The organism is Listeria grayi DSM 20601 (genome assembly GCF_000148995.1).
Taxonomy (GTDB): Bacteria; Bacillota; Bacilli; order Lactobacillales; family Listeriaceae; genus Listeria; species Listeria grayi.
This window is the reverse complement of sequence record NZ_GL538352.1, coordinates 853,242-870,273: the sequence shown is the minus strand read 5'-3', so window position 1 is coordinate 870,273 and position 17,032 is coordinate 853,242. Positions and strand designations below refer to the sequence as shown.

The 17,032-nt window shown below is 41.1% G+C and carries 17 protein-coding genes; 4 read left to right on the top strand and 13 right to left on the bottom strand.

Translation table 11 applies throughout. The features are described from left to right. Positions 1-24: 24 nt before the first annotated feature. From HMPREF0556_RS04390 to HMPREF0556_RS04365, 6 genes are all read right to left on the bottom strand, one after another. Positions 25-2,097 (bottom strand): right-handed parallel beta-helix repeat-containing protein, encoded by a 2,073-nt coding sequence (locus HMPREF0556_RS04390; RefSeq protein ID WP_003755911.1) that lies wholly within the window; start codon positions 2,095-2,097, stop codon positions 25-27. Positions 2,098-2,138: 41 nt separating this feature from the next. Further along, a complete protein-coding gene (locus HMPREF0556_RS04385) occupies positions 2,139-2,549 on the bottom strand; it encodes a right-handed parallel beta-helix repeat-containing protein (RefSeq protein ID WP_040486468.1) in 411 nt (136 codons plus the stop codon). A 151-nt stretch (positions 2,550-2,700) separates the two neighbouring features. After that, positions 2,701-3,555, bottom strand: coding sequence for a glycine betaine ABC transporter substrate-binding protein (locus HMPREF0556_RS13390; protein ID WP_003755907.1), 855 nt, complete (start codon positions 3,553-3,555; stop codon positions 2,701-2,703). A 13-nt stretch (positions 3,556-3,568) separates the two neighbouring features. Further along, positions 3,569-4,432 carry an ABC transporter permease gene (locus tag HMPREF0556_RS13385; RefSeq protein WP_003755905.1) on the bottom strand — a complete coding sequence of 288 codons (864 nt, stop codon included), beginning with the start codon at positions 4,430-4,432 and terminating at the stop codon, positions 3,569-3,571. Then, a complete protein-coding gene (locus HMPREF0556_RS04370) occupies positions 4,429-5,643 on the bottom strand; it encodes a quaternary amine ABC transporter ATP-binding protein (RefSeq protein WP_003755903.1) in 1,215 nt (404 codons plus the stop codon). The genes HMPREF0556_RS13385 and HMPREF0556_RS04370 overlap by 4 nt, the downstream gene beginning before the upstream one ends. A 167-nt stretch (positions 5,644-5,810) precedes the next feature. After that, a complete protein-coding gene (locus HMPREF0556_RS04365; RefSeq protein WP_040486467.1) occupies positions 5,811-6,248 on the bottom strand; it encodes a universal stress protein in 438 nt (145 codons plus the stop codon). Positions 6,249-6,471: 223 nt separating this feature from the next. Here HMPREF0556_RS04365 and HMPREF0556_RS04360 point away from each other — a divergent pair, with 223 nt between their 5' ends. Next, positions 6,472-7,869, top strand: coding sequence for a 6-phospho-beta-glucosidase (locus tag HMPREF0556_RS04360; protein WP_003755900.1), 1,398 nt, complete (start codon positions 6,472-6,474; stop codon positions 7,867-7,869). 31 nt (positions 7,870-7,900) lie between these two features. Here HMPREF0556_RS04360 and HMPREF0556_RS04355 read toward each other — a convergent pair whose 3' ends face one another. Beyond that, positions 7,901-8,569 (bottom strand): ArsR/SmtB family transcription factor, encoded by a 669-nt coding sequence (locus tag HMPREF0556_RS04355; RefSeq protein WP_050776987.1) that lies wholly within the window; start codon positions 8,567-8,569, stop codon positions 7,901-7,903. A gap of 81 nt (positions 8,570-8,650) precedes the next feature. On the opposite strand from HMPREF0556_RS04355, the gene HMPREF0556_RS04350 reads away from it, so the two are divergent. Then, on the top strand, positions 8,651-9,244 hold the full coding sequence (locus HMPREF0556_RS04350; RefSeq protein WP_040486466.1) for a flavin reductase family protein: 594 nt from the start codon (positions 8,651-8,653) through the stop codon (positions 9,242-9,244). Positions 9,245-9,251: 7 nt separating this feature from the next. Here the strand turns inward: HMPREF0556_RS04350 and HMPREF0556_RS04345 are convergent, their stop codons facing one another. The 3 genes from HMPREF0556_RS04345 to murB are packed head-to-tail and all read right to left on the bottom strand — an operon-like array spanning position 9,252 to position 11,699. Beyond that, the gene (locus HMPREF0556_RS04345) at positions 9,252-9,704 is read right to left on the bottom strand and encodes a GNAT family N-acetyltransferase (protein ID WP_003755894.1); all 453 of its coding nucleotides are present in this window, start codon (positions 9,702-9,704) and stop codon (positions 9,252-9,254) included. 43 nt (positions 9,705-9,747) lie between these two features. Next, positions 9,748-10,779: an AI-2E family transporter gene (locus HMPREF0556_RS04340; RefSeq protein ID WP_003755892.1), complete on the bottom strand. Its 1,032-nt coding sequence runs from the start codon at positions 10,777-10,779 to the stop codon at positions 9,748-9,750. Further along, positions 10,776-11,699, bottom strand: coding sequence for a UDP-N-acetylmuramate dehydrogenase (gene murB, locus HMPREF0556_RS04335; protein ID WP_003755890.1), 924 nt, complete (start codon positions 11,697-11,699; stop codon positions 10,776-10,778). The genes HMPREF0556_RS04340 and murB overlap by 4 nt, the downstream gene beginning before the upstream one ends. A 207-nt stretch (positions 11,700-11,906) precedes the next feature. Between murB and HMPREF0556_RS04330 the strand changes: the two genes are divergently transcribed. Next, complete coding sequence (locus tag HMPREF0556_RS04330) at positions 11,907-12,890, top strand: ABC transporter ATP-binding protein (protein ID WP_003755889.1); 984 nt, start codon at positions 11,907-11,909, stop codon at positions 12,888-12,890. After that, positions 12,887-14,401, top strand: a complete 1,515-nt coding sequence (locus HMPREF0556_RS04325; protein WP_003755887.1) for an ABC transporter permease/substrate-binding protein — start codon at positions 12,887-12,889, stop codon at positions 14,399-14,401. The genes HMPREF0556_RS04330 and HMPREF0556_RS04325 overlap by 4 nt, the downstream gene beginning before the upstream one ends. Before the next feature lie 36 nt (positions 14,402-14,437). On the opposite strand, the gene HMPREF0556_RS04320 is transcribed toward HMPREF0556_RS04325, so the two are convergent. From HMPREF0556_RS04320 to HMPREF0556_RS04310, 3 genes are all read right to left on the bottom strand, one after another. After that, entirely contained in the window at positions 14,438-15,268 is an 831-nt protein-coding gene (locus HMPREF0556_RS04320) for a hypothetical protein (RefSeq protein ID WP_003755885.1), read from the bottom strand. A 160-nt stretch (positions 15,269-15,428) separates the two neighbouring features. Beyond that, a complete protein-coding gene (locus HMPREF0556_RS04315) occupies positions 15,429-16,100 on the bottom strand; it encodes an ABC transporter permease (RefSeq protein WP_003755883.1) in 672 nt (223 codons plus the stop codon). Further along, positions 16,097-17,023 (bottom strand): osmoprotectant ABC transporter substrate-binding protein, encoded by a 927-nt coding sequence (locus HMPREF0556_RS04310; RefSeq protein WP_003755881.1) that lies wholly within the window; start codon positions 17,021-17,023, stop codon positions 16,097-16,099. The genes HMPREF0556_RS04315 and HMPREF0556_RS04310 overlap by 4 nt, the downstream gene beginning before the upstream one ends. Between the last annotated feature and the right edge of the window lie 9 nt (positions 17,024-17,032).

Here is a 17,032-nt window from a genome sequence, read left to right as displayed (position 1 = left end):
AAGCAAGGAGGAAAATGAAAGTTTTTACTTAATTGTAGCTAAAATCCCTTTATAGATATCTGCCTGTGTCAATGTCACGATTTGGTCTTTAACCAATTGTTGGTCTGGTTCAGCCAGCAGTCGGTCTGATTGGCTCTGAATGATAGCTTGTATGACTTCTTCAGGCCATCCGGCTTGGCTTTTAGCTGGAAAATTATCCATTACAGCTTGCTTTAAGAATGCGGTATCAAAAACAAACTGGAGATCTGTTAATTTTGATTGGATGATCGCTGCTGTGTCCGTTGCTGTAAAATCATCGAAAATCACTTGATGTCCAATTTTTGCGTATAGTTCGGGAGCGTTTTGGGCAAGCGCATGTACTTCTTCTTCTGTCCCGGTGAAAATAATCGCTCTTTCTTCCACGATACGAGTGATTTCTGTTAGAAAGGCTGTATCGCTCCAAACCTTTTCAAGCTGGTCGATCCAAAGTAAGCCATTTTTTGCGGTCTCTAGATAAAGAGAGGGATCGGTTTCAGATAAGCGATAAGTATTATCTTCGGAAATGAGGTTAGACTCGTAAAATGCTTGTTTTGTTTGTGCTACATAATCGATGACATCCGTGATTCCTTTTTCAATCCAAAGCATGGACCAGTTATGTGGTAGCGTTATTCCCTGACTAAGGCGGACTTGATAAAGGGAGGCCTGTTTTAACAAGCGTTGCATTGTTTCTTTATAAGCAGTTGGCCCTGCCAGCGAATAGGATGCTTGAGGTGGTAGTTCTGTTGGTGGCGCTGGATTTGTTTCCGGCAGTGGCGGCACTGGTTTTACTGCCGGATTTGTATTCGCTGTAAAATCATGTTGCACAATCGCATGTGCCGGCTTTAGCAAGTTGCTTTCCAATTTACTAGTCAGATCTTTAACATAGGAAATCGAATCATTTGGGTTATCGAATTGAACATTGGCGGTTGCATGTAGCAACAATTTAAAATGGATCGGTTCTTTTTCCAAATTGATAAACATAAGGTGTTCGGCTTGGAAATCGCTTTCCATATTAAAAACACCGCCGGATAGTCTAAGGGAGTTTCCTTGGAAACGGCTTTGTTTTTGCAGGGAGATCGATGCCGTCTTGTCGCTGATAGTGAGATTCGTCGCGGAAACTCGAGCATTGATAATGGAAACCGACGCATCTACTCTCTTAGGGATCTCGGAATCTAGTTCATATTCTGGCTTGCTGAGCAGATTGTTGCTTTCGATGTGGCTGTTAGTAATAGTAACGGGGCTTTGCACAAAGAATGCCGCGTTTTTCAAGCAATTTTTGATGGTGATATTTTCAACGGAGAGCGGTGTTTTTTCTACATAGATACCGACGTCTGTGGCATCGATCGTCATGTCTTTCAATACGGCATTTTGAAGTTCAGCCATATAAATAGCATCATTCGCGGAATTACTGATGGTCGTCCCTTCTACATGCAAACTTCCTTGCTCGCGCATAATCACGACCGGATAGTTTTTATCATGTTTTCCAATGACACATTCATCAAAATGAGAGTCTTTGACAGTTACTTCTGCATTACCAGCGATGCTCAGGGCGTTAAAAACAGTTTGAGAAATATGTACCTTATCCAGGGTGACTTTGGCTTGTTCGCGAATGAAAATCCCCATATATACGTTAGAGATCTGGCTATCACTTATTTTTAATCTGGATTGATATACTTGGATAGCATCTAGCTTAGAATCGTGGATATTCACTTTTTCAAGAGTGACAGTGGAATTGTTTTTCACAAACACGGCTGGATAATTTGCCTTTTCATCGACATCCTTGATCTCGCAAAAATGTTGGATGTCAGCATCGGTCACTGTCAATTCACTATGATCGACGCGAAAAACATCGCGATAAGTGTGATTGGTCGTGATCCCATGAATTGCCCCTTTACCGTCTTCCAGGATCGCTGCTACACCGCCGCCTGTCATTCTAGTGTCACGCATCTCGAAATGCCCTTCTTTTGCAAACACGCCATAACTGCTGGGATGACTTATTTTCAGACCATTTGTGGTCAGCTTAGCTTTTTGATAGACATAGATACCAAAGCCTTTGATGGTGCAGTTTTCTAGTTGCATCGTCGATTCTTGCAGATGAATGCTGTTCGAAGTATGTCCGATCAGTGTTGAATCTTGAATAAAAACAACTTATCCAGCCCTACCCATAGCGCTGGATAAGTTGTTTTGACGTCTTTGTGATCCTCACCTTCGATTGTACATGAATCGATCTTGACCTTAGAGTTTTCTTTTATATATACTGCGTTTGTGTGTCCTTTTTGGATAAACGTAAGTCCTTTTAACGAAAGTGTTGTATCAATGGTTGTGATCAGCGGATAATCTATTTCTCCTGTGACGGTTACATTTCCTTGACCAACCAAGGTCACATTTTTTCCGTCCAAGATTATTCTTTCTTGATAAACACCACTTTCAATATAGACAGTCCCGCCCTCATCCACATCATTGATTCCTTGTTGGATGGTGCGATATTTATTTAAGAAACCGCCTTTTTTTACCGTTATTGTCTCTTTCATTGCAATTTCCTCCCCACTAGAAATTGAATATATATATACATATGATAGCGGAAATAAGGGAGTTTCGCTAGTTAAATAGTAAAGATAGCCCCTCTTACCTATAAAAAACAAACGCCCTGTAAATTTCGCAAGGCGTTTGTCCGGATATTCTTTATTTTGTCCATTCCGAAACTTCTTTTTTATGTTTCTTGACCCAATCAGCTGCGGCATCTTTTGGATCTTTACCATCATTGATCTCAAGCATGACGTCTTCGATATCTTGTTTGGACCAGTTGAATTTATCTAGGATCTTATATGCTTTTGGATCGTCTTTTTTCAAACCTTGTCTTGCCATGGTATGAATCGATTCAGCATCGCCAAAGCTTTTCTTCGGATCTTCTAAATATTTCAGTTTATACTTAGCGAACATCCAGTGTGGTGACCAGCCAGTGATAACGATATCTTGTTTGTTTTTCAGTGCTTTTGCTAATGAAACGGTCATTGCGCCTGAAGATGAGGTATCAACCTCCCAGCCTTTTAGGTTCGGGTAATCTTTGGTTGCTTTTTCAGCAGCGCTCACGACCCCAGCGCCTGGTTCGATTCCAGTGATCTTTTTATTTGCTTGATTTTTCAGATCTTCAATGGAATCGACATTCATATATGCGGGAACGGTCAAGCCGATCTTAGCACCTTTCAGATTGACCCCTAGATCATCGACCTTGCTTTTATACTTCTTGTATTGTGCAGCGTGTGTATTGGGAAGCCATGCTGCTACCATAGCATCAGATTCTTTGTTGGCAACTGATTGCCACATAACAGAATTATCCAGTGGGGTATACGTCACTTTATAGCCTTGGTCTTCCAGTACTTTACCAATAACGTGTGTCGAAGCAACTTCTGTATCCCATTCCACATAGGATAAATTGATTTTCTTATTCTTGTCAGAGGATGCTCCCCCAGCACCACAACCTGCCAGCACTAAAACTAGTGCTGCTACTAAACTAACTGCTAACTTTATTTTCTTCATTTTAACAAACTCCTTATTGGTTTTTTGTCTTCCGTTTGCGTGTATTGAAATATTGTGTGAAGCGATCCATGATGATGGCTAAGATAACAAGTGATACGCCGGCAACGAAGCCATTTCCGACTTGGGCGCGTTGCAATGCCTGTAGTACTTGTCGTCCTAAACCAGGTGCACCGATCATTGAGGCGATAACTACCATCGATAATGCCAGCATGACGGTTTGATTGATTCCCGCCATGATCGTTGATTTCGCGATTGGCAACTCCACCTTGATCAGCTTTTGCCATCCTGTTGTTCCGTAAGAGTCAGAGGCTTCCACTAATTCAACCGGCACTTGCCGAATACCGAGATTCGTAAAGCGCACAGTTGGCGGTAATGCGAAGATCACGGAAGCAAATACACCTGGAACAACTCCAATGCCGAAAAAGGCGACGGCTGGAATCAAGTATACAAATCCCGGCATCGTCTGCATAAAGTCTAAGATCGGTTTGATAATACTTTCTGCGATCTTGCTCTTCGACATCCAGACACCTACGGGAACACCAATAATAATCGCAACTAAACTGGAGACGATTACTAAGGTGATCGTATTGACAAGTGCGTCCCATAATTCTTGGTCACGAATAAATAATAGCCCAATAATCACAAACGCGGTCAAGCCGATTTTTTTACCAGAAATAAAAAAGGCTAATACGGCAAGGATCAAAATAAATACGAGCGGCGGGATCAATCCCAATAAGTACGTAATATTGTCCATTAGTCCCTGCCCGATCGTTTGGAAAAAATCGAAGAAGGATGCGAAGTTCGTTGTCATCCAATCTGTCAAGTTTTCAACGGATTCAGCGACAGGGATCTTTCCTAATACAAATGTAGTTGTCATGATTCAACTCCCTTTCGCGCTTCGCTGTCTGCTGCATTTTCGCTTGTTGCAAGCGCCTCGATCACAATTCCTTTAACAATGACGCCAGCGATCTTTCCTCCATCCAGAACAATGACTGGGGAAGAAACTTGGTGAATGATGTTGAAAATATCATGGAGTTTCATATCTTTTTCAATGGTGGGGATATCTTGTTTGAGGAATTCGCGAAGTTCTTTTTTCTCTTTATTGGCTGTGTAGGCATCTTCGGCAGTAATATAGCCTACTAATTGTTTACTCGCATTTGTTGCGATCAATAGACTGATTTCTTCTTGGCGCATCCGATTGAGTGCTACTCTTGGTCCATCGACATCTATATTGATTGTCACTGCTGGAATCATAATGTTCTCTGCTGTCAAAATACGTGATTTATCAATATCTTCAATAAAACTTTCGACATAGTCATTTGCCGGGTTCGTCAATATTTCTTCACCCGTCCCGATCTGAACGATTTCTCCGTCTTTCATCAATGCAATTCGGTCCCCGATCCGCAATGCTTCGTTCAGATCGTGGGTGATGAAAATAATCGTCTTTTTAAGCTGATCTTGGATGTTGAGCAGTTCGGTCTGCATTTCTCTTCTTATCAAAGGATCCAATGCAGAAAAAGCTTCATCCATCAAAAGGATTTCCGGATCATTGGCGATCGCTCTTGCCAATCCTACGCGCTGCTGCATACCTCCGGAAAGCTGATTCGGGTACTGATTTTGATAATCCAGTAGTCCAGAGTTTTGCAAAGCTCCTCTTGCTTTCTCGATGCGTTCCTTCTTGCCAATGCCACGTGCTTCCAAGCCGAATTCTGTGTTTTCCAGAATCGTGCGATGCGGGAATAATCCGAAATTCTGGAAGACCATGCTCATTTTCTGCCTGCGGATCTGCAATAATTCTTTCTTACTGACAGAGGAAATATCCTGATTGTCAATAAAAACATGGCCATTTGTCGGGAAAATCAACCGGTTCAATAATCGGATCAACGTGGATTTCCCACTTCCTGAAAGTCCCATGATGACAAATATTTCTCCCTCTTCCACTTCAAAGCTGACATCGTATACACCAACGGATGCACCTGTCTCTTTCAAAATTTCTGATTTCGACTTTTTGGCCTGGATCATTTCCAGTGCCTGCTTTTTACGTTTGCCGAAAATCTTAGTTAGATGTTCTACTTTTATTTTAGTCAACTTAGCTATCCTCCTTTTCTAAAGAAACAACTTCTCATTTACAACAAGTTGCCTCTTAAACAGACAATCCAATACTATCATTCGAGTTGTATGTTGTCAAACAGCTTTTTATATTTACATACAAAAAAACAGCGTTTCATTAGGAAACGCTGTTGGTAACATTCGTATCATTTTTTGACGATAAAGACATCGCACTGGGCGGTTCGGGTAACATAATCCGTGACACTTCCTAAAAGAGCCTGTTCGGTCTGCGTTAATCCAGTAGCTCCTACAACGATCAGATCGGCTTGGAAATTTTTTAATATTTTACGGACTAATGTGGATTTAGGGGTTCCAAAATGGACGAAGGTTTCGATATGTTGGACGCCAAAGCGAAGTGCTTCTTGCTTATAGATCTCTACCAACTCTTCGCCGTATGCCTTTGCTTTCTTTGCATATGTTTGTTCATAATCGATCAACGGGGCTATTCTGCGAACATCTGCAACAAAACCAATTCCCAGTACAGCATCCTCTTCTGCTTTGACAAATTGTACCGCGCGTCTGAAAGCTGCTTCTGCTTCATTAGACCCGTCAACACCAACTAAGATACGTTTATAAAGAGACATCTTCCCCCACCCTTTCCCATTACTAAAATAACTTTTCATTCTCCATATACCCTTTTTTCATTGTTTAAGACCAATCAGATAGAAACAGAATCGAATGGCTTTATTCCTAATGTTTGAAACATGTTTCAACTTGTCGGAAAAGCGTTTACAGTGGGGAACCCTAGTGCTATATTTAACTAGAAAATTGCTAGAGAAGTAGGCAAACGAGAGGAGCACGAAAATAGTGGACAAAAAATTTTTATGGGGCGGCGCAGTAGCTGCTCATCAAATCGAGGGTGCTTGGAATATAGACGGAAAAGGCCTCAGTATTGCAGATGTCATGACGGCAGGCGCAAATGGTGTAGCACGCGAGATCACTGAGGGCGTGATACCGGGCAAAAACTATCCGAATCATGAGGCGATCGATTTTTATCATCATTATAAAGAAGATATTGCATTATTTGCGAAATTAGGATTAAAATGTTTTCGTACCTCCATTGCCTGGAGCCGGATTTTCCCAAATGGCGACGAGACCGAACCAAATGAAGCGGGTCTTCAATTTTATGATAACTTGTTCGATGAATTGTTAAAATACGATATTGAACCAATTATCACGCTATCTCACTTTGAGATCCCTTATCATCTTTATACCGAATATGGTGGTTTTCGTAATAAAAAATTGATCGACTTTTTTGTCCGCTTTGCAGATGTGGTCATGAATCGCTACAAAGACAAAGTTAAATACTGGATGACATTTAATGAAATCAATAATCAAGCAAATGGATCCGAACGCTTACACAATTGGACGAACTCTGCAGTGCAGATCAAAGACGGCGAAAATGCGGAAGAAATCATTTATCAAGCATCTTTGAACGAACTGATCGCCAGCAGCAAAGTCGTAAAATTAGGTCATAAGATCAATTCAGATTTCCAAATCGGCTGTATGATGGCCTATGTTCCTGTGTATCCTTATTCTTGTAAGCCAGAAGATATGTTGGCTTCTGTCAAAGCAATGAACGAACGTTTCTTCTACAATGACATCCATGCCCGTGGCGAGATTCCTGCTTATGCTCTGAATGAATGGAAACGTAAGCAATATCATATCGATTACTCGGAAGAAGAGTTGCAGTCTCTTCGCGAAGGAACAGTCGATTACATTGGCTTCAGCTATTATATGTCGCGTACGGTTGCAGAAGAAAATGGCGAGATCGTCACGAAGAAAAACCCAAATGTGAAAGCGAGCAACTGGGGTTGGCAAATCGATCCAATCGGCTTACGTTATACAATGAATGTTGTCTATCAGCGTTATAACCTTCCGCTTTTCATTGTTGAGAATGGTTTCGGCGAATATGATAAAGTCGAAGAAAACGGCGAGATCCATGATGATTATCGCATCAGCTACATGAAAGAACACATTATCCAAATGAAAAAAGCAGTCGAAGAAGATGGTGTAGATCTACTTGGCTATACGCCATGGGGAATCATTGATATCGTCAGCTTCGGGACCGGCGAAATGGAAAAACGCTACGGCTTCATCTATGTAGATAAAGACAATGCCGGTAATGGTACACTAAAACGTTCTGAGAAAAAATCGTTTGGTTGGTATCAGCAAGTGATCGCAAGCAACGGCGAAGAATTATAAAATAAAAAGAGGCGCACCATGCGTCTCTTTTTTATATTAAAAATGGGAGCCTGTTTCTACCCTTAACTGAGAGCGTAACAGAGCGATCTGTTGGGTGACTTTCGATCCAGCCATTATCTCGAAACGTCTGATATATTGCATTGCCAAGTTTTCCAGCGAGGTGGAAATCTCTTTCCGTCCAGTCTAAGCAATCTTTACATAGCGGATCCTGCAGTTTTTCCACCTCGATCCCCCAGTTGCGGAAAAACAACAGGCCTTTTTCGGTAACTATTAAATGTCCTTTTTGACGGGAAATCAGTTGCTGCTCGCATAGATACTTCAGTAGCGCTACTCCTAACTTTCCCGCGAGATGATTATAGCAAGTCCGCGCTTCTATCAGCCGCTCCATTTCCAAACTTTTCATCAAAGTCGTATGTTTTTTTACAGGAGCTAAGATAAGGAGCTGCTCCAATAGACCAGCCAACTGCTCATCCACTAGCCGATAATAACGATATCTCCCCTGCTTATGGGTTTCCAGCCAACCTATTTCCAGTAGCTTTGTCATATGAAAGCTTGCAGTGTTGGTTTTTACTTTGCAGTATTTAGCTAATTCACTGACGGTATGGAAACGACCGTCCATAAGTATTTCCAAAATCGCGATTCGAGTTTGATCATTTAATAATCTAGTAACAGCATAAAGATCTGCCTCTTTGATTTCCAAAAAAAGCCCTCCTTTTGACACTTCGATGTGCATCGATTCATTGAGATGATATGGTTGAGTTAGAAAGTGAGGATGATAGTTATGAAACATCAAGCAGTAAAAGCAAACAGTCTATACTATGGTTTTCCGGTCCTTTTACTAACGACCATTGATCCAATTACCGGCGTAGCCAATATCACCCCTTTGTCTTCTTCGTGGACGCTGATCGATAAGATCGTTATCGGGATCGCCCAGCAAAGCCAAGGTTTCCGTAATATTCAGGCCGGATCGCAGGCAGTAATCAATGTGCCGGCAAGTCATCAGTGGAACGAGGTCGAAAAAATCGCCCAAAAGACAGGAATGCTTGAAGTGCCGGCGTATAAACAAAAAATGGGCTATACCTATGATGCCGACAAATTTGCAACAAGTGGCTTCTCGCCTAAACATATTCCTGATACAGCTGTACCGGCAATTGCTGAGTGCCCGCTACAAATAGCTGCGGATATCGAAAATATAACGGAGAGAGAGCAGTTCGCGATTGTCGAACTTTCTATCTCGCAGGTCCTAGCTGCTGAATCCATTCTAGATCAAAACGGCCAAATCAATAGCGAGGCTTGGTCGCCGCTGATCTATCAATTCAGAGCTTACAAAGCTGCTGACACCTTGCTTGGTTATAATTTTCGATATAACAAGTAGCTGGTTTCTAAATATTTTTTGCCATTGTATGATCCGTATACTGAAAGCCAGCTTTTTCATAAACATGAACCGCCTGCTTATTATGCGCAAAAACATGTAGGGATAGCTTCACCGCACCTATCTGTTTAGCTCTTTGTTCTAGGCAGGTCATGGCTTCTGAACCGTATCCTTTGTTTCGATAATCGGCGAAAATCAAGAAGTCATAGATAAATGCTGCTTGGTCTTTGTAATGTAGCCATATGTGACCAATTGGAATATTGGAGCGGTGGATCGTATATAAATACTCGTTAGGTGTATCGATTCCTTGAGGTAATAAATCAGCAAATGCATCGTTTGCTAATCCAATTGCCTCGTCTTTCGTCCAAGTTCCAGCTGTTATTTTATCAGCCGCATAATCAATAACCGCATTTGATAGGTAATTCGTATATTCTTCTCTGGACATTTGTTGTAACGTCAGCATGACGTAGCCTCCTTTTCTGTATGAAAAATGACTTAGGGATGTCCTAAGTCATTTTTTTATTTCCACCAAGCTTTCCTTCCTGCCCTGTCACTTCTAAAACATCTAAGAAGAACATTACCACAGGGATGCCGACAATCAATCCCCATATCCCAAAGAAATGTTCACCGAAAATCAAAATGATGAACGTATAAAATACAGGCAGGTTTGTCTTTGCCGACATCAATTTTGGGTTAAGGATATACGATTCGATCGCGTGGATCACCACGATCAAAATAATCACATAAATAATATATTTGATACCACCGATCGAAAACCCAACGATTGAAAGCGGGATCAATGATAAAACTACGCCGGCGACAGGTATCAATCCGAGTAAGAAGATCATGATCGATAGTGTAAGCAGTTGCGGGAAGTGAAGGAACCATAAGACGATCGTTGTCAGCACACAGTTGACTAATGCGATCAAAAATTGTGCTTCGATGACTTTTCCAAACGTCCGTACAAATTTCACGCCAAAGAATTTCATTTCTTCATAAATAAAAGCGATCTTGCTCGTTTCAAATTGTTTTGTGAATACTAATAGGTGTTCTCTGCCAAGTGAAAAGAACAGGCTCAACATCAGTGCGATAAAAATGTTCATCATTACCGTTCCCGTGCTTTTCAGCGAACTGAGCAGGAATGTAAAACCTTTATCTGTATATTTGGTGATATTGAAATCATTCCCCATTTTTACGATGTAATCAATGATTTGGTTATTACTTTTAGTTGTAAAGAAAGCATTCCCGAATTTAATCAGCTGATTCAGTTGTTCAATGATGATCGGAACATATTTGACAAGCAGCAACGTCAGACACACAACGATCAGTGCATACAAAATAATAACGATGATCGGTCTGTAGATCGACACGCGCTTTAAAATAAAGTTTTCTAACCGCGTGATCAAATAAGAGAAAATAAAGGTCATCAAAATAATATCAATCATGCTCCTAACTAGATAGAGCACGAATACTAATAGTAAAAACACTAAAACACGTGTAACACTTTTCTGCTTCACAAATCGAATTAAATCATTCACTCATTTGGCCTCTCTTCTCCGATGATTTTAACTTCCGTTTCTAAAATAACGTCAAATTTTTCTTTTATTACTTTTTGAACGTGATGAATGACATCCATATAATCTGTGGCGGTCGCATGGTCTACGTTCACGATGAAACCAGCATGCTTTTCGGAAACTTGCGCTCCGCCGATTTGCAAGCCTTGCAAGCCGGCATCTTGAATCAATTTCCCGGCAAAATAACCAGGTGGCCGCTTAAAGACGCTTCCACACGATGGATATTCTAGCGGTTGCTTGGCTTCACGCAGTGCCGTTAATTCGTCCATTTGTGCCCGAATGACAGCCATTTCGGCAAGCTCCAGCTGGAAAACAGCTTCCAAAACTATATAATTTTTATTCGCGATCGTACTGTTCCGATAACTCGCCGTCAAGTCCTCTTTCTCCAAATGAAGCAGGTTCCCAGATTGATCAAGCACCGTTGCTTCCACTAAAACTTGACTGATCTCGCCGCCGTATGCCCCAGCATTCATATAAAGTGCTCCGCCGACTGAACCAGGGATCCCACAGGCAAATTCTAGGCCGCTGAGACTCTCATTGCAGGCAAATTCCGATACAGCAATGATTTTCGCACCACTACCGGCAATGACCTTTGTCCCTTCTCTTTTGATAGAAGAAAGCAAGTCAAAATGAACCACGATCCCTCTGATGCCTCCATCTCGAATAACAAGGTTAGAGCCATTGCCGATGACAGTAAGCGGGACATCATGCTGATCGATCAAGGCAATCAATGCTTTTGCTTCTTCCATATCACGCGGCATCGCAAAAAGATCTGCTTGTCCACCTGTTTTTGTATAACTATATTTAGCCAATGATTCCTTCTCTTTCAAAGGCATTAAAGGAAATTTCGATTGTAGCATTTCCGCAAATTTTTTCATATCCATTTGTTTATTTCAAACCTTTCTTTCTAGTTGCTATGTAGCTTAGTTTATTGTAACATGTAAAATTATAAATAAAAAGAAACATCAATGGTTTACCTCGCGATTCTAGGTGTAAAAACTAAAAAAGAGGGTAAAAGAACGAAGTGACTTACGCGCACGACACGCATTCGTTTTATACGAATAAAATCCATTCCATACAGGAGGTGCAGCATGATTAAATTTGAAGATGTTTCTAAAACCTACAAAGATGGCTTAGAAGCAGTAAAAAACATCAATCTTGAGATCAAAGATGGTGAGTTTTTTGTGTTTATTGGTCCTAGTGGCTGCGGAAAAACGACGACACTGAAAATGATCAATCGACTCAATAAACTGACAAAGGGAACCATTTACATAGACGGCAAACGAATCAGTGATTATGATATTCACGAATTACGCTGGAATATCGGATATGTATTGCAGCAAATCGCACTTTTTCCACATATGACCATCGAAGAAAATATCGCGATCGTTCCAGAGTTGAAAAAATGGGATAAGAAAAAAATCCAGGAACGCATCACAGAACTGCTCGACAGCGTTGGCTTAGAACCGGAAAAGTACCGTCACCGCAAGCCAGCAGAATTATCTGGTGGCGAACAGCAACGTGTAGGCGTGGTTCGCGCCCTAGCAGCTGATCCAGATATTATTTTAATGGATGAACCATTCAGCGCGCTTGACCCGATCTCTCGTCAAAAGTTGCAGCAAGATATTTCTGATCTGCAAAAACGAATCAAAAAAACGATTGTGTTTGTTACTCATGATATGCAGGAAGCAATCGCGCTCGGCGATCGGATCTGTTTGATGCAAGATGGCGAAGTAGTACAGATCGACACGCCCGAAGAGATCTTACGTCATCCGGAAAATGAGTTTGTTCGTAATTTCTTGGATTCCGGTAATGCACATAGCCAATCTGTCTTGGGAAGTAGCTATACGGTTCAGGATCTATTAGATGAAAACCTGCATTTATCCTACCAAACAGATGACGGTAGCTTGTATGTGAATGCTTCTGATAGCCTTGATTCACTGATTCAAACTTTAGCAGACACAAAATCGATTCCTGTAAAAGATGCAGATGGCAATTTTATTGCCACTGTTACAAATCAGCACGTCTTGCGCTTCCTATCGATCGTGATGGAAAGGCAAGGTGAGCATGTATGAATACCTTTTTAAATACGTTAGCGGATCGTAAAGGAGAGCTTCTGACAGCATTGCTCCAACATGTGCAGATCTCCTTCATTGCCCTGTTTATTGCTGTTATCATTGCTTTGCCGTTAGGAATCTATCTAGCACGGCATCAGCGAATCGCAGAACCGATCATTCAAGTAGCAGCGATTTTGCAAACGATTCCCTCGCTTGCTCTGTTAGGTCTATTGATTCCATTAGTCGGCATCGGCATTTTACCAGCCATCATTGCGCTGTTCATTTACGCGCTACTACCGATTTTACGAAACACATATACCGGGATCAAAGAAGTCGACCCGGCGCTTGTCGAAGCCAGTGAAGCAATGGGGATGAACCGTAGTAAACGGTTGTTCAAAGTTCAGCTGCCCCTTGCAATGCCCGTTATTATGGCCGGTATCCGCACAGCGATGGTACTCATCATCGGGACTGCTACACTTGCTGCTTTGATTGGCGCTGGTGGCCTTGGGGATTTGATCTTACTTGGTATTGACCGTAATGACAACTATCTGATCCTCCTCGGTGCGATCCCGGCAGCTTTACTAGCAATCGTTTTTGACGCGATTTTGCGTTATTTAGAACGTGCTTCTTTCAAAAGTACCATTATTACATTGATTGTTGCAGTCCTATTAGCTGCTTCTGTCATCGCGATCCCCTATTTTTCCGGACAAAAGAAAGAAATTACGATTGCCGGTAAATTAGGCGCGGAGCCAGAGATCTTGATCAACATGTATAAATATGTGATTGAAGACGAAACGGATCTGAAAGTGAATGTCAAACCGAACATGGGTAAAACAAGCTTCTTGTTTAATGCACTCAAATCCGGAAATATCGACATTTATCCAGAATTTACCGGAACAGTCTTAGAAACTTTCTTACAGGAAAAAGCAAAATCACGGGACGAAAAAGCAGTATATGAACAAGCACGAGATGGGATCGCCAAGAAATACGATATGACTTATTTGCCTCCAATGAAATATAATAATACGTATGCACTAGCCATCTCTCCTAAATTTGCCAAAGCTAATAAGATCGAGAATATCAGTGATCTAGAAGATGTAACGGATAAACTGAAGGTCGGATTCACACTCGAATTCAAAGATCGCGGCGATGGTTATAAAGGGATCGAAAAATTATACGGCATCCACTTCCCTAATATCAAAACGATGGAGCCGAAATTGCGCTACAGTGCCTATAAGCAAGGCGACATCAACTTACTGGATGCTTATTCTACGGATAGCGAGATCAGACAATACAAACTAAAAGTACTACAAGACGATAAGCACCTTTTCCCTCCTTATCAAGGAGCACCATTGATGCTTACGAAGACGATCAAGAAATATCCAGAACTCAAAAAACCATTGTCCAAACTCAGCAATATCATTACAGACGATGAGATGCGTCAAATGAATTATGAAGTCAATGTGAATGGAAAATCTGCCAAAGAAGTGGCAAAAAACTTTCTTGAGAAAAAAGGGATTATCAAATAGAACATAAAAAACGCTCTGCCAAGTGCAGAGCGTTTTTTATTTGCGAACTAATGCTTTTACTTTCGCGATATCCGGTTTATAGAACTTCACGTAATTACCGAATTCTTTTTGGAACTCGGAGATTCGGGCTGCCTTAGAGCGTTCCTTATCCAGCATTAAGTTTTCCTCTAAACGAGGGACTAATGAAAGGATATGATCAAAAACAAGGCCAGCATTGGTATCACTAAGCAATGTCAGCAACTTATTAAGCTCTCGTCGCTTGGCAGCCGGCAGTTGTTTTTGTTGCTCTGCGGTCCACTTTTGCAACGCTTTGCGCAAGGAGCGGTAATCCTGCAAGTAAATACTTTGCGCATAAGCAGAAGTACCAAAAGCAATTGCCAAGTCTTCAGCTGCTTCCCAATCTTCACTGGTGATCTTTTGTTGCAGTTTTATTTTTTCATTTAATAAGGAAATATCTTCTTGATAGACATCCATTTTACATTGCTGCTGATCAAACACATGTAGCATCGTCTTTAAGGCATCCGCTTTTGGCTGGATTTTTTCATCAAAAAGCACTTGTTCTTCTAAGATCGCGGATTGAACTTCGATTTTTTCTGCGATACTACTGTCTTTTTCTTTTACAAGAGCCAAACGCTTCCGCAAGTATTCAAAGTAAAAATAATATTTTTGAAGTTGGAATAATATTGCTTCTGTTTCTTTTTCATCGGCAGTCTTCCCTGATTCATGTTGGATCACAATGCCACTGATTTTACCTAAGGTCGTATAAATAGTGACTTGATAGCCACCATTATCTGTGTAGAGTAGATATGGCAAAGTATGCTGTTGTTCTAATAATTTTTTCGCTTGTTTCGGCAACCGGTAGGTCATCTCATCATCACTCCTATGCGAAGCTATTTATACTCTTATTATAAAGGAAAAAAATGAAAATTTCGAGAGAAAGTCATAAGAATCTTACTTAGTTTACATAATATTATTATGTTATTCAAAAGAAAAGGAAGTGGTTTTAACCACTCCCTGTTTGAAACTATTATAGAACTTCCTGCATTTTTTTCTTCTTCGTTTTCACGGGGCTAAGAGCACGCTCTAGCCACCCTAACAGCAAGTCGGTAATAATGGCCATCAATGCTGTTGGAAGTGCGCCTGCGAGGATGATCGCCGTTCCGTTGGTAGCATTTGTACCACGAACGATGATATCCCCTAATCCACCCGCACCGATAAATGTACCGATCGCTGCGACACCAATTGCAACTACAAGTGCATTTCTAATACCAGCCATCATAACGGATAAAGCAAGCGGCAGTTCGATCATCCGCAATACTTGGAATTTCGTCATCCCCATAGCTTTTCCGGATTCTAATAGCGCATTATCAACGTTTTGGATACCGGTATAGGTGTTTTTAAGTATTGGCAACAAGGAGTACAAGAAGAGTGCTACCACTACCGTTGTTGTTCCGAGACCCATAATCAGCATTAGCACTGCTAACATTGCAAGTGCAGGGATCGTTTGGATGATATTAGCAAATTGGATCACCCAGTTTGCAAGCCTTTTATGCCTAGCAATGTAGATGCCTACTGGAATAGCTATGATCGCGGCAAATAAGACACCGTAAATACTCATTAGAAAGTGACGCCAGAATTCAAATGCGACATATGATCCATTCGTTTGGTAATAATCGATCAGTTGTTGTAAAGTATTCATTTGTTATTGCCCCCTTCCTTGTCAAAGTAATTGTTTTTCTCTAAAAACTCTTTTGCGACAACGGAAGGTTCTTTTAATTTGCCATCTGCTTCATAATTCAAGCGCTGCATTTCTTCAGTAGAGATCTTACCTTTCAACTTGTTGATGATCTTGGTCAGTTCAGGATGTTTTTTCAAGATCTTGTCGCTTGCCATTGCCGAAGCATCATATGGCGGGAAGAAATGTTTGTCGTCGTTCAACATTTTCAAATGATAGGTCGGGATACGTCCGTCTGTCGAATAACCCAATGCAACATCCATTTGATTATTCTTGAGCGCGGTGTAGATCAAACCGATCTGCATGGGGAAAATCCGTTTGAAAGAAATATTGTAGGTTTTCGAAAAACCTTGATAGCCATCCCCTTTACGGTCGATCCATGAGTTATCGACACCTGCTACTAAATCGCTTTGATGTTTTTGCATATCACTTACATTTTTTAAATTATATTTTTCTGCAGTATCTTTTCGTACTAAGAATGCATAGGTATTAGCGAAACCATAAGAATCAAACCATGTTTGATGACGTTCTTTAAAGCCTTTTTTTACGGCCGCTAATGCTTTTTTAGGATCACTGATCGGTTCTAGTCCAAGCGCTGCTATGTCTGTACCGGTATATCTCGTTGCGGATATATCGATGTCACCTGAGCTCATCGCTTGCTGCTGAACGATGGAAGAACCTAAGTTATTGACAATATCTACTTTTAAATCCGAATCATGTTCGATCAATTGGCTTAAAATATTAGTGATGATCTGTGATTCGGTGGTACTCATCGCACCTACTTTGATCGTATCTTTTGAACCACCGCCGAGCCCCGGTAAGGAACAACCAGTTAAAAGGACGGCGATCAGCATGATGGGTATGATTGATCGTTTTATAATCTTCATTTTATCTGC

What these genes read in the sequence shown, in the direction of transcription:
- HMPREF0556_RS04320 (WP_003755885.1), bottom strand. Translation starts at nt 15,268, where the DNA reads ATGACCTACCGGTTGCCGAAACAAGCGAAAAAATTATTAGAACAACAG.
- HMPREF0556_RS04310 (WP_003755881.1), bottom strand. Translation starts at nt 17,023, where the DNA reads ATGAAGATTATAAAACGATCAATCATACCCATCATGCTGATCGCCGTC.
- HMPREF0556_RS04385 (WP_040486468.1), bottom strand. Translation starts at nt 2,549, where the DNA reads ATGAAAGAGACAATAACGGTAAAAAAAGGCGGTTTCTTAAATAAATAT.
- murB (WP_003755890.1), bottom strand. Translation starts at nt 11,699, where the DNA reads ATGGATATGAAAAAATTTGCGGAAATGCTACAATCGAAATTTCCTTTA.
- HMPREF0556_RS04345 (WP_003755894.1), bottom strand. Translation starts at nt 9,704, where the DNA reads ATGCTGACGTTACAACAAATGTCCAGAGAAGAATATACGAATTACCTA.
- HMPREF0556_RS13390 (WP_003755907.1), bottom strand. Translation starts at nt 3,555, where the DNA reads ATGAAGAAAATAAAGTTAGCAGTTAGTTTAGTAGCAGCACTAGTTTTA.
- HMPREF0556_RS04390 (WP_003755911.1), bottom strand. Translation starts at nt 2,097, where the DNA reads ATGCAACTAGAAAACTGCACCATCAAAGGCTTTGGTATCTATGTCTAT.
- HMPREF0556_RS04350 (WP_040486466.1), top strand. Translation starts at nt 8,651, where the DNA reads ATGAAACATCAAGCAGTAAAAGCAAACAGTCTATACTATGGTTTTCCG.
- HMPREF0556_RS13385 (WP_003755905.1), bottom strand. Translation starts at nt 4,432, where the DNA reads ATGACAACTACATTTGTATTAGGAAAGATCCCTGTCGCTGAATCCGTT.
- HMPREF0556_RS04365 (WP_040486467.1), bottom strand. Translation starts at nt 6,248, where the DNA reads ATGTCTCTTTATAAACGTATCTTAGTTGGTGTTGACGGGTCTAATGAA.
- HMPREF0556_RS04325 (WP_003755887.1), top strand. Translation starts at nt 12,887, where the DNA reads ATGAATACCTTTTTAAATACGTTAGCGGATCGTAAAGGAGAGCTTCTG.
- HMPREF0556_RS04330 (WP_003755889.1), top strand. Translation starts at nt 11,907, where the DNA reads ATGATTAAATTTGAAGATGTTTCTAAAACCTACAAAGATGGCTTAGAA.
- HMPREF0556_RS04315 (WP_003755883.1), bottom strand. Translation starts at nt 16,100, where the DNA reads ATGAATACTTTACAACAACTGATCGATTATTACCAAACGAATGGATCA.